This is a genomic window from Candidatus Krumholzibacteriota bacterium (genome assembly GCA_016931295.1).
GTDB lineage: Bacteria > Krumholzibacteriota > Krumholzibacteriia > Krumholzibacteriales > Krumholzibacteriaceae > JAFGEZ01.
On sequence record JAFGEZ010000007.1, the window covers coordinates 34,342 to 44,270 of the forward strand.

At 69.3% G+C, this 9,929-nt stretch carries 10 protein-coding genes and 1 tRNA gene; all 11 read left to right on the forward strand.

Annotated features, from left to right (window positions below; all coding sequences use genetic code 11):
* Positions 1 to 19: 19 nt before the first annotated feature.
* The 11 genes from JW876_02880 (at position 20) to JW876_02930 (ending at position 9,823) form a co-directional block, all read left to right on the forward strand.
* Entirely contained in the window at positions 20 to 862 is an 843-nt protein-coding gene (locus tag JW876_02880) for a class I SAM-dependent methyltransferase (protein ID MBN1884455.1), read from the forward strand.
* A gap of 67 nt (positions 863 to 929) precedes the next feature.
* Complete coding sequence (locus JW876_02885; protein ID MBN1884456.1) at positions 930 to 2,126, forward strand: hypothetical protein; 1,197 nt, start codon at positions 930 to 932, stop codon at positions 2,124 to 2,126.
* Positions 2,123 to 3,334: a hypothetical protein gene (locus tag JW876_02890; GenBank protein ID MBN1884457.1), complete on the forward strand. Its 1,212-nt coding sequence runs from the start codon at positions 2,123 to 2,125 to the stop codon at positions 3,332 to 3,334. The genes JW876_02885 and JW876_02890 overlap by 4 nt, the downstream gene beginning before the upstream one ends.
* 7 nt (positions 3,335 to 3,341) lie before the next feature.
* Positions 3,342 to 3,995, forward strand: coding sequence for a tetratricopeptide repeat protein (locus tag JW876_02895; GenBank protein MBN1884458.1), 654 nt, complete (start codon positions 3,342 to 3,344; stop codon positions 3,993 to 3,995).
* Positions 3,996 to 4,103: 108 nt separating this feature from the next.
* A complete protein-coding gene (locus JW876_02900; protein ID MBN1884459.1) occupies positions 4,104 to 5,267 on the forward strand; it encodes a tetratricopeptide repeat protein in 1,164 nt (387 codons plus the stop codon).
* A gap of 92 nt (positions 5,268 to 5,359) precedes the next feature.
* Complete coding sequence (locus JW876_02905; protein ID MBN1884460.1) at positions 5,360 to 5,914, forward strand: peptidylprolyl isomerase; 555 nt, start codon at positions 5,360 to 5,362, stop codon at positions 5,912 to 5,914.
* A gap of 98 nt (positions 5,915 to 6,012) precedes the next feature.
* Positions 6,013 to 6,471 (forward strand): Rrf2 family transcriptional regulator, encoded by a 459-nt coding sequence (locus JW876_02910; protein ID MBN1884461.1) that lies wholly within the window; start codon positions 6,013 to 6,015, stop codon positions 6,469 to 6,471.
* Positions 6,468 to 7,628, forward strand: coding sequence for a cysteine desulfurase (locus JW876_02915; GenBank protein ID MBN1884462.1), 1,161 nt, complete (start codon positions 6,468 to 6,470; stop codon positions 7,626 to 7,628). Before JW876_02910 ends, JW876_02915 begins: the two co-directional genes overlap by 4 nt.
* Positions 7,625 to 8,755, forward strand: coding sequence for a tRNA 2-thiouridine(34) synthase MnmA (mnmA, locus tag JW876_02920; GenBank protein MBN1884463.1), 1,131 nt, complete (start codon positions 7,625 to 7,627; stop codon positions 8,753 to 8,755). The genes JW876_02915 and mnmA overlap by 4 nt, the downstream gene beginning before the upstream one ends.
* Positions 8,752 to 9,675: a hypothetical protein gene (locus JW876_02925; protein ID MBN1884464.1), complete on the forward strand. Its 924-nt coding sequence runs from the start codon at positions 8,752 to 8,754 to the stop codon at positions 9,673 to 9,675. The genes mnmA and JW876_02925 overlap by 4 nt, the downstream gene beginning before the upstream one ends.
* A gap of 61 nt (positions 9,676 to 9,736) precedes the next feature.
* Positions 9,737 to 9,823 (forward strand) — tRNA-Ser (locus JW876_02930).
* Positions 9,824 to 9,929: the final 106 nt, after the last annotated feature.

Consider the following 9,929-nt stretch of genomic DNA (forward strand, 5'->3'; position numbering starts at 1 on the left):
CGGCCGGGAGGGAGTGGTGATGAGCGCGCTCGCGCGTCTCGTGTCGCGGTTCGACCGGCTCTTTCCGCCGCCGCGCGTCGGCGGCCGCGAGTCGGCCGCCGCCTACTCGGCGTGGGAGTACGACGTCGGCCGCGATCTCCTCGATCGATACGGCGGGCTCTTCGGCGATCTGGCGGGCCGCGAGGTGCTCGACATCGGCTGCGGGCTCGGCGGCAAGACCGTCGTCTACGCCGAGGTCGGCGCATCGGTCACCGGCGTCGACGTGGAGCCGTCCCACGTGGCGCAGTCGGTCCGCTGGGCGCGCGAGCACGGTTCGCGGGCGCGATTCGCCGCGGGGGACGCGGAGCGACTCCCCTTCGCCGACGACACCTTCGATCTCGTCGTCGCGAACGACTCGATGGAGCACTTCCCGCGGCCAGAGGCGGCCCTGCCCGAGCTGGCGCGTGTCGCGCGGCCCGGCGGCTCCGTTTTCCTCTTCTTCACGCCGTGGGGTTCGCCCCTCGGTTCTCATCTCTACGACTGGATCCGGACGCCCTGGTGCCATCTCCTCTATTCCGAGAAACTCCTCGAGGAACTCCTCGAGATCGCCCTCGCCCGCCGCGGCGCGGAAGCCCCCCGAAAGACGGCCGCCGAACTGATGCGGCGGTATCGCCTGGAAAACAACCGCATCACCGTCCGGCGGTGGCGCCGCATCCTCCGCGGCGTCGATTCCCTCGAAACGGTCATCGAGGAGCTGCGGCCCCCGAAATTCCGCCGGCTCGCCTCCCTCGCCCGCATCCCGCTCGTCGGCGAACTGTTCACCGGAACGGTCGTCGCCGTTCTGCGTAAGAAGGGAGAGCGGCCGTTCCGCCGATTGTCTTGACGGTGCCGCCGCCGGTGTGTTACTTGTCTGTGCACCGTCGCAACCCACGGCAACGCCGGGAGGCTCCATGCGCTGGATCGTCGTCTTGCTTTCCCTGGCCGCGCTCGCCGCGGCATCCTGCGGTTCCGACCCCGAGGCGCCCTATTCGGCGGAGTTCGTCGAGTCGGGGGTCTTCGACCCCGCGGCGGGAGGGACCTTCCGGTACGTCGAGCCCCTCGCCGGCGAGACCTTCGCCGTGCCGACGGGGGTCGGACAGAGCTCGATACTCAAGCTCGGCGGACTGGCCGGGCTGCGCTTCGAGGCCGTCCTCGTCAGCTTCGATTTCGATTCCCTCCAGTTCGACGCCGGGAAGACCGTCGATTCCGCCGCCGTCGACCTCGCGATCGTCTCGGTGTCCGATACGCTGGCCTCCTTCGCCGTCCGGGCGACCTTCCACGAACTCCTCGGCGCCTTCGACGAGGAGGACACGATCACCGTCGTGCCGCCGCACGATCCGGCGGCGATCCCCGGTCCCGGCGGAACGGTCCGGTTTTTCTCGCTCGAGAGCGGTCCCTTCGCGCTCGAACGGGCGACCGTGCAGGAATGGGTCGACGGCGTGACCGACCCCTGGCCGGCGGGGATCGTCATGATCGCCTATCCGGCCGACACGTTGGGGATCGCGGAGTTCAAGTCGGTCGATTACGGGAGCGATCCGCCGGTTTTGCGCATCCTGTACGACGACGGCAGCGAGCGGATCATCCCGGCCGAGGCCGATTACACCGTCGTCTCCTTCGGCCGCCAGGGGGGATTGCACACCGTCGGCGGAACGGCGACGCGCGTCGGTTTCGCCTTCACGCTCGACGAACTCGACGAGCGGGCGATCGTCCAGCGGGCCGCCCTCGTCGTCACCGTCGACGGCGCGGAGGGGCTCGGGGCGACCCCCGGCGAGATCGCGCAGGGGATCACGGAGGACTTCTACTACTACCTCTATACGCCGGACTCCTCCGACCCGGCCGATCCCGGGTACCTCGAGGGGACGGGAGTCGCCATCTCCTCGTTCGACCCGCGCGTCTCCGAAACGATCAGGATGTCGATGACCGGCTTCATCATCGACGTCGTCACGGGCCGGCGGGAGAACACGGGGCTGGTTCTGCAGTCGAACCTCGAGACCGCCCGCGTGCAGCGGGCGAGCTACTTCACCGCCGCCGCGGCCGATTCCTCGCTCAGGCCCTGTCTGGAGATCGTCTACACCCTGCCGGCCGATTTCGGGGGAGGCTCGAGATGAGGACGCAAAGGACGGCCGCGCTGGCCCTGCTCGGGCTCCTCCTCTCCGTTCCGGCGACGGGACAGTCGGTCTTCGGGCTCAACTACCTCGGCGAGCACCGGTACCGCGGCAGCGCCCGGCAGCGGGCGCTCGCCTTCTCGGCGATCGCCGTGCCTGACAGCACGGGCGCGCTCACGCAGAACAGCGCTTCCCTCGCCGACCTCCGCGACATCACCTTCTCCGTCTTCGAGTCGATCGGCATGAGCTCGATCGGGCGGGAGGGAAAGGAATCGCTCGGCCAGAGCCGTTTCCAGCTCCCCGCGGTCATGGTCGCCGCGCCCGTGAGGCCGGGGCTCGTTCTGGGAATCGGCTACCGGACCCGTTTCGAGGGGCGGGGCGATTTCGGATTCGCCTCGTCGGTTCCCGACGTGGGGAAGGTGCTCGACATCTACAAGCGGCGCTCGACGCTCTTCACCGTGCCGCTCACCGTCGCATGGAAGCCGGTCGACCGGATCCGCCTGGCGGGCGAGCTGCAGTTCGAGCACGGTTCGATCTTCGACGAGATCTCCGTCGAGCTCCCGGAGGGCTCCTACGAGCCGGCGGTCTCCGAGAGGAAACGCCGGTTCTCAGGCACCTCCTGGTCCGCCTCCCTGCTCGCGCGGGTGCACCGGCGGCTCTGGGTGGGCGGGTTCGTCGACGACCGCGTCTCCTACGAGGTCGAGGACGAGTTCACCTACTCGCGCGAGGATCTCGATTCGACCGGCGCGTACGATTTCGAGCTGCCTCTCGCCTGGGGGGCGGGGGCGGCGTTCGGACTCACCGAGCGCTGGTGGCTTTCCGCCTCATGGTGGTTCCGCGAGGCGCCGGGCGCCGCTGGATTCCCCGCTCTCGAGGGCCGTCTCGAAAACGAGCGACTTCTCGCCGTCGGGATCGAACGGCGCGGCGAAACTGGCGGCGCGGGTTTGATCGGCCGGATGCCGCTCCGTCTCGGCGTCCGTACCGGAACGTGGCACCTGACCTATCCTCTCGGCGAGGAGCTGGCGGCCACCTTCATCACACTGGGCACGGGATTCCGGATGCCCGGCGGCCCGGGGAGCATCGATCTCTCCGTCGAGCTGGGCAGGATCGGCTCGCAGGGAAGCAACGAAATCGAGGAGCAGACCGTCCGGATCGGCATCGGCATCAACGTATCCGAGCGCTGGACGCGTCGCGCCCGCGACGGACGCTGACAGGCGTATGAAGAAGACCGCCGCATTCGTCCTCCTGCTTCTCCTCGCCGCCTCTCCGGCGGCGGGCGGGGAGACGGTGCCCCTCGCCGATCAGCTCGAGGGGCTCGCCCCGGAACCCAGGATCGCCTATCTCCGGTACCTGATCGAGCAGCACGGCCCGGACGCCGAGACGCTCTTCCAGCTCGGCGTGGCCTGGCACGAGAAAGACGAGCCCGATTCGGCCCTCGCCTGGTACGAGCGAGCGTCCCGGTACGGGGAGACCGCGGCGAAGTCCTTCGTCAACATGGGCGTCATCCACGACGACGCCGGGAGACTCAGCCTCGCCCTGCAGATGTACGAGAAGGCCCTGGCGGTCGATCCGGACGATGTCCTCGCACGATCGCACGCCGCCTTCATCCGTTTCCAGTTCAGGGATTTCGCCGACGCGTGGGAGGATCTCTCCCATGCCCTCGCCGTCGCCCCCGATCATCCGCAGCCGCACTTCTACCTGGCGATCTTCTTCTGGGAGAGCCGGATCTACCGCGAGGCGCTCCGCGAATGGGAACGGGTGATCGAGCTCGAACCCGACGGGTATCTCGCGCTGAAGGCCCGCGAGAATGTCGTCATGCTCCAGAAGGCGCTCAACGCGCCGACGGACGCCACGTGGGAGCCCGTGCGCTGACGAAACGAATGACGCCTTGACAGGCCGCAGCGCGTGTTCTACATTTTCTCCGGTGGGCACAACCGGAACTTCAACGCAAGACAGCGGTTTCAGGGAAAGGACGGTACGGTGAAACGGATCATCCACCTTTGCGCGGCGGCCCTGCTCGTCTCCCTCCTCGGATGCGCTTCCGGTGGCGGAGGCGGCACGGTCGCGACGGGCGGCGGGGACGCGGCAGGCACGATCACCGACGCGAGCGGCTTCGAACAGGAAATGGGGCCCGCCGAGATCGAGTACCAGTCGGCCAGGCAGTTTCTCTCCGCCGGCAACTTCGACGAGGCGATCGCACATCTCCGGCAGGCCGTCTCCATCAAGCCGGCCTTTCTCGCCGCGTGGAAGGACCTGGGTCGCACGCTCACGCAACGCAAGGACTACGAGGGGGGCGTCGCCGCCTACGAGAAGGCGCTCGAACTCGACGCCGGCGACACGAATTTGATCGCGGCGATCGGCTACAACCACCTTGTCCTCAAGAACTGGACCGCGGCGGCCGAGTACTACGAGCGTCTCGTCGCGGCCGACGCGACGAACTACGACGGCAACGTCCACCTGGGATTCATCTACCAGCAGCAGGGCGACGTGCCGCGGGCGATCAGGTACTACGAGGCGGCGGTTGCCGCGAAACCGGACGACGCGACGAGTCTCGGCACCCTCGCCGGGCTCTACGGCGACCGGGGCGAGAAGGAGAAGCAGATCGAGTTGCTGACCCGGGCGATGGAAGCGGCGCCTGACAACTACCGGTTCAAGACGCAGCTCGGCAAGATCTTTTTCGACGACAAGAACTACGCCGCGGCCATCCCGGTCTACCAGGCGCTCGTGGAACAGTATCCCGACGGGTCGGCCTACTACCAGCGCCTCGGGTTCGCCTTTGCCGAGACCGACCGGAAGGCGGAGGCGGCAGCCGCGTACGAGAAGGCCCTCGAGCTGAAGGGCGACGATCCCTTCACCTTCGCCCTTCTCGCCCGCATATACAACGAGATCGGAAACTACCAGAAGGCCGCCTCCACCGCGCAGCGCGGCCTGGCGATCGGCGGCCAGGAGGCCTTCCTCAACTACCAGTGGGGGGAGGCGCTCTCCAAGCTCGGACGGTACGACGAGGCGATCGAGCGGTTCGAGATCGTCGCGGGCCTCAGGGACGACACGTGGTCCAAGTACGCCGTCCAGCAGATCGACCGGCAGGAGAAGCTCAAGAAGCGCGCCCAGCTGAAGAAGGAGCAGGACGACTGGCAGCAGTAGGACGCGGCCGAACGGTCGAGACGAGCGGCAGGCGATGATGCAGGCCTCCCCGACCGTCGGGGAGGCCTTTCCTTTTTCGGGAGGCTGAAGCGATGGATACCCACCGATGGACGCCGACGTGCCGGCTCCTCGCCATCGTCGCCGTCGCCGCCCTCGCGTTCGGTTCCGCCACGGCCCGGGAGACGGCCGCGCGGGCCGACGGCGAGGGAGGAACGGACGGAGAGACGCACCCGCGCATCGCGATCGAGCTCGAATCGGGAGGGCGGATCGTCGTCGAACTGCTGCCCGAGGAGGCGCCATGCACCTGCGAGCGGATCCTCGCGCTCGTCCGCGAGGGATTCTACGACGGGTGCAGTTTCCACCGCGTCGAGTCCTATCTCGTCCAGGCGGGCAAGAAGGAGTGCGAGCTGCCGCCGATCGAGGGAGAGATGTTCGGCCAGACGGTCTGGCACGATCCGGGCGCCGTCGGCATCGCCAGGCTGCCGGACGACTACGACTCGGCGATCGCGCAATTCTACATCATGAAGGAGAAGCGCTCGACCTTCAACGGGGAGTACACCCTCTTCGGACACGTCGTCGAGGGGATGGACGCCGTGACGGAGATCGAGAAGGGCGCGAAGATCGAGCACGTCTCCCTGCTCGAATAGACGATCAGGCGGGGGATCGGCTCTTGACCGCCGGCCCGCGGTTTCCCTATAGTGTTCCACCGTACGTTCGAAGCCGATGGGGACGAGGTGTATCCGCGATGAAATTCACCAGCATGTTCAGATACGGGCTGCGCGCCCTCTCCGTGATCGCGGCGCGGCACGGCCAGGGGCCCGTGTCGGCGAGACGCATCGCCGAACTCGAGGATCTCTCCCCGGCGTTCCTCGAGCAACTCCTCGCGCGGCTCCGCCGCGGTGGGGTCGTCGTGGGCGTGCGGGGACCCGGCGGCGGCTTCCGTCTCGCCCGATCCCCGGATCAGATCGGTGTCGACCAGATCGCCCGGGCGCTCGAGGGGCCGCTCTGCGTGGCGAAATGCGTCTGCCCGGAAGGCTCCGAGAGCGAGGAGTGCGATCGGATCGACCGGTGCGCGGCGCAGCCACTGCTTCGCAAGCTCGGCGACGACATCACCGGTGTCCTCGGATCCTACACGCTCGCCGATGTCGCCTGCGACATGAATGATCCCGGCGCGGGGCCGGAGCGCGGAAAGGCGGGGCGATGACGATCAGGCCGGCCGGGCGCGTCTATTTCGATCACAATGCCACGACCGCCGCGCGGCCGGAGGTCGTCGAGGCGATGATCCCCTGGTTCACCGACAGGCCGGGGAATCCGCACAGCATCCATCACTTCGGAAGCGAGGCGCACGAGGCGGTCGAAGGGGCGCGGGCGAGCCTCGCCGCGCTCATAGGCTGCGCGCCCGACGAGATCATCTTCACCTCGGGGGGCACCGAGTCCGATAACCTCGCCGTCCGCGGATCGGTCCGCGGCAAGGCGCGGCCGCACGTGGTGACGAGCATGATCGAGCATCCGGCCGTTTATGCGACCTGCCGCGATCTCGAGCGCGGCGGCGTCGAGGTGGATTACGCGCCGGTCGACGAGGACGGCGTCGTCAGTCTCGACGCGTTCGGGGACGCGCTCCGCCCCGACACCGCGCTCGCGAGCGTCATGCTCGCCAACAACGAGACGGGAGTCGTCCAGCCGATCGCCGACATCGCCCGGCTCTGCCGCGCCCGCGGCGTCCCGCTGCACGTCGACGGCGTCCAGGGCGTCGGCAAGATCCCCGTCGACGTGGAGGCTCTCGGGATCGACATGCTCTCCGTCTCGGCGCACAAGTTCTACGGGCCGAAGGGTATCGGCGCCCTCTACGTGCGCCGCGGGATCGAGCTCGAACGGTTCATGACCGGGGGCGCCCAGGAACGCGGACTCCGGCCGGGCACGATGAACGTTCCGGCGATCGTCGGGTTCGGCGAGGCGTGCCGTATCGCGCGGGAGGCCATTCCGGGGGAGGCGATGCGGATCGGCCGGCTCCGCGACCGGCTCCAGGCGGGGTTGCTCGAGAGAACCGGGGGGATCATCGTGAACGGCGGCGGCGTCCGGCGGATACCCAACACGATCAGCCTCGCCGTGCCGCGGATCGAGGGGGAGGCGATCACGCTCAACCTCGCCGTGCTCGGCTTCGCCGTCTCGAGCGTCAGCGCCTGCGCGAGCGGTTCGGAGGAGACGAGTCACGTCCTGCTCGCGATGGGACTCGAGCCGGACGTCGCCCAGGGGGCCGTCCGCATCTCTCTCGGCGCCCAAAACACGGACGACGAGGTCGACGCCTTTCTCGAAGCCTTTCCCGCGGTCGTGTCCCGTCTCCGCGAACTCTCGCCGCTATGACGAAGTCGCCGGACGATCTCCGCGAAGCGATCGCCGCCGCCGGCGGGGTGCCCGAGGGGCGCGGCGCGGGCGTCGCCGTCGGGATGAGCGGCGGCGTCGACTCCGCCGCGGCCGCGTGGATCCTCGCCGGGCGGGGATACCGCGTCGTCGGCGTGACCTTCCGGTTTGTTCCGCGATCGGCGCCGTGTGCATCGAATCGCGGACAGAGCGACGACGCGGACGTCCTCGGCGCGGCGGCCCTCTGCCGCCGCCTCGGCGTCGAGCACGTCGTCGAGGATCTCGCGGAAGACTTCGATCGCGAGGTGATCGGCCGTTTCGTCGATGCCTACCGCCGGGGGGAGACTCCCAACCCCTGCATCCTCTGCAACGAGAAGGTGAAGTTTCCCGCCCTCGCCCGCGCGGCGGACAGGCGGGGCCTGCCCCTCGTCGCGACGGGGCACTACGCGCGCACGGTGCGCTTTTCGCGAGGCGCCGTGTTTCTCGCCGCCGGTCTCGACGAAGAGAAGGACCAGTCCTATTTCCTCTACCGCGTGCCGGTCTCGATCCTCGAGCGGACAATCTTTCCCCTCGGCGGGCTTTGCAAGGAGGAGGTCGTCAGGGCGGCCGCGCGGGCCGGCGTCGCGCCGCAGCGCGCCGGGGAGAGCCAGGACGCCTGTTTCGTGCCGGCGGGCGGTCTCCGCGATTTCCTCGCCGGCCGGATCGACGTCGAACCGGGGGAGGTCGTCGACGAGGAGGGACGCGTGCTCGGCCGTCACGACGGGACGGCGCTCTTCACCGTGGGGCAGCGGCGCGGCCTGGGAATCGCGGGGCCGGGGGCGCGCTACGTCAAGGAGATCGATCCGGCGAAGCGGCGGATCGTCCTCGCGCCCGCGAAGGCCCTCGGCGCGCGCCGCGTCCTTTGCCGGTCTCCCCGTCTCCGCACGAGGCGGCTTCTTCCGCCCCTCGAGGCGAAGATACGGTCCCGTCACCGGCCCGCCGACGTCGCCGCCGTCACGATCGTGCGCGGCGGGTTCGTTGTCGAGCTCGCCGAGTTCCAGCGCGCGCCGACGCCGGGGCAGTCGCTCGTCCTGTACCGGGACGGGGTCGTCCTGGGAGGCGGCGTCATCGCGCCGGGGTCGACGCCGTGACCCGCATCGCCGCGGCCGCCGCGATCCTCCTCGCCGTCCTCGCCGGACCGGCGGCGGGGGAGGAGGTCCTGAGGGGGGAGAACGTCGTCGTCCGCTATCCGGCCAACCGGCGGGCGCTCGCAGAGGAGACGGTCCGGATCGTCGTCGCCGAGGCGCCAGGGATCGCCGAGGCGATCGGGCTCGCGCGGCCGGGGGCGATCGTCGTCGACATCGCCGGCGACACCGAACACTACCGCCGCCTCCACCGGGGCATCCTCCCCGAATGGAGCGCCGCCTTCAGCCGAATCGACCGCGGGGAGATCGGGCTCGACGCCTCGCGGCTCGCCGACGGTCCCCGTTCCCTCTCCACGATCCTGCGCCACGAGATCGCCCACGTCCTCTTCGCGCAGCGGACCGGCGGCGCCGCGTGCCCGACCTGGTTTCTCGAGGGGGTGGCGATGCGGCTCTCCCGCGAGTGGGGCTTCGGCGAGCAGCTCCGCCTCGCCCGTCTGCTCTGGCGGTACGAACCGCCGCTCGTGGACGAGCTCGAGGGCCGCTTTCCACGCCCCGCCGACGAGGCCTCCCTCGCCTACGGGCTGAGTTACCTCGCCGTCATGGAACTCCTCAACGACCGTCCGGACGATCTGCGGACCGTCGCGGCCTTCATCGAGAAGACCGGGGATTTCGACGAGGCCTTCGCGTCAACGTTCGGCGAGCCGGTCGACGCCTTCGCCCTCCGGCTCGACGCGGTCGTCAGGAAGCGGTACCGGACGGGAGGGGCGTTCGTCTCCTCGGCCTCCTGGTGGACGCCGCTCGCGTTCCTCTTTCTCCTCGCCTGGGCGGTCAGGCGGCGGCGCAACCGGCGGCGTCTCGCGGCGTGGGAGGCGGACGAGGCGGCCGCCCGCGGTCCGTCGGGCGCGGACGGGCCCTATTCCGGTTGACACCCGTCCGCCCGCTTCGTATACTCTCGCAGAATCCTCCCCCCGCGGAGGATTCACATGTGGAGGGCTAGTCCTAACTGGTAAGGCAGCGGATTTGAAATCCGCCGGGCGCAAGCCCTTGGGGGTTCGAGTCCCTCGCCCTCCGCCAGAACGAACACGACAGGCGCGCGGAGAGGTGGCCGAGCGGCTGAAGGCATCCGCCTGCTAAGCGGTTGTAGGGGTAACACTCTACCGAGGGTTCGAATCCCTCCCTC

Excerpts from the sequence above, each read along its gene's own strand:
- JW876_02880 (MBN1884455.1), top strand. The coding sequence starts at position 20 with ATGAGCGCGCTCGCGCGTCTCGTGTCGCGGTTCGACCGGCTCTTTCCG.
- JW876_02885 (MBN1884456.1), top strand. The coding sequence starts at position 930 with ATGCGCTGGATCGTCGTCTTGCTTTCCCTGGCCGCGCTCGCCGCGGCA.
- JW876_02890 (MBN1884457.1), top strand. The coding sequence starts at position 2,123 with ATGAGGACGCAAAGGACGGCCGCGCTGGCCCTGCTCGGGCTCCTCCTC.
- JW876_02895 (MBN1884458.1), top strand. The coding sequence starts at position 3,342 with ATGAAGAAGACCGCCGCATTCGTCCTCCTGCTTCTCCTCGCCGCCTCT.
- JW876_02905 (MBN1884460.1), top strand. The coding sequence starts at position 5,360 with ATGGATACCCACCGATGGACGCCGACGTGCCGGCTCCTCGCCATCGTC.
- JW876_02910 (MBN1884461.1), top strand. The coding sequence starts at position 6,013 with ATGAAATTCACCAGCATGTTCAGATACGGGCTGCGCGCCCTCTCCGTG.
- JW876_02915 (MBN1884462.1), top strand. The coding sequence starts at position 6,468 with ATGACGATCAGGCCGGCCGGGCGCGTCTATTTCGATCACAATGCCACG.
- mnmA (MBN1884463.1), top strand. The coding sequence starts at position 7,625 with ATGACGAAGTCGCCGGACGATCTCCGCGAAGCGATCGCCGCCGCCGGC.